Here is a 708-nt window from a genome sequence, read left to right as displayed (position 1 = left end):
GGCGGGGAGAGCTGGACACCGGTCCATTGTCGCTTGAGGGGGTCTTGATCCGCCGCCTGGGTGTGGTGAGCATCCGTGCATGACAGAAGTGATCGCGGTTGCCGTCATTACGCTGCTCGCCGTCGTCAGTCCGGGGGCGGACTTCGCGATGGTCGTGCGGAACAGTTATCTGTACGGGAGGTCCACGGGCCTGTTCGCGGCCGCGGGGGTCGCGGCGGGGGTGCTGGTGCACGTCTCGTACACGATGCTCGGGGTGGGGCTGCTGATCGCCTCCTCGACCGCCCTGTTCACGGCGATCAAGCTGGCGGGGGCCGCGTACCTGGTGTGGATCGGGATCCGGACCTTCCGGGCGCGGGCCGAGCTGACCGTGGACCTGGAGTCGAAGCCGGAGCTGACGCGGCTGGGGGCGCTGAGGTCGGGGTTCTTGACCAATGTGCTCAATCCGAAGACGACGCTGTTCGTCGTTTCCACGTTCACGCAGGTGGTGGGTCCGGACACGGCGGCGTGGCGGCAGGCCGGGTACGGGCTGTTCATGTCGGGGGCGCACCTGGTGTGGTTCGGGGCGGTGGCGCTGTTCTTCTCCCACTCGGCGCTGCGCGAGCGGATGCTGCGGGCGCAGAAGGCGCTGAACCGGGCGATCGGGTCGGTGCTGGTGGGGCTCGGGGTCGGGCTGGGCGTGGCCCGCTGAGGCGGGGTGAAGGCGGGGGG

The 708-nt window shown here is 69.6% G+C and carries 1 protein-coding gene; it reads left to right on the top strand.

What is annotated here, in order from left to right; genetic code table 11:
* Positions 1 to 79: 79 nt before the first annotated feature.
* Positions 80 to 688: a LysE family translocator gene (locus tag VR44_RS40330; RefSeq protein ID WP_045952673.1), complete on the top strand. Its 609-nt coding sequence runs from the start codon at positions 80 to 82 to the stop codon at positions 686 to 688.
* Positions 689 to 708 lie beyond the last annotated feature (20 nt).

It is taken from the genome of Streptomyces katrae (assembly GCF_000966975.1).
GTDB classification, from domain to species: Bacteria; Actinomycetota; Actinomycetes; order Streptomycetales; family Streptomycetaceae; genus Streptomyces; species Streptomyces katrae.
Note: the sequence above shows the minus strand (reverse complement) of the source record. Positions and strands in the feature narration are given on the sequence as shown.